This is a genomic window from Zoogloea sp. LCSB751, from assembly GCF_002028455.1.
Taxonomy (GTDB): domain Bacteria; phylum Pseudomonadota; class Gammaproteobacteria; order Burkholderiales; family Rhodocyclaceae; genus Zoogloea.
In genome coordinates, this window is record NZ_MWUM01000213.1 from 1 (window position 1) to 269 (window position 269).

The 269-nt window shown below is 55.4% G+C and carries 1 protein-coding gene; it reads right to left on the reverse strand.

All coding sequences use genetic code 11. The annotated features are described in order from the left end of the window. Positions 1-269 (reverse strand): SurA N-terminal domain-containing protein (locus tag B4920_RS26375; protein WP_173862712.1); only part of this gene is annotated, 269 nt, incomplete at both ends.

Here is a 269-nt window from a genome sequence, read left to right on the forward strand (position 1 = left end):
GCCGCCAGCGCTTCAGTTTCGCCTTTCAGCATGAAATCGGTGCCCACCACCGCGTTGATCAGCTGTTGCGTGGTCAACTGGTTACGCAGCGCCTGTGCGTACTGGTCAGCCGTCATCCCCATCTGGTTAACAATGCTGTTGTAACGCGCGTTGTCGAACTTCCCATTAGACTGGAAAGCCTGCGTTGAGAAGATGGCTTTTTTAACCTGCTCATCGCTGATGCCCAGACCGAGGCTTTTCGCGTACTGGTCCAGCAGCGCTTCGTCGAT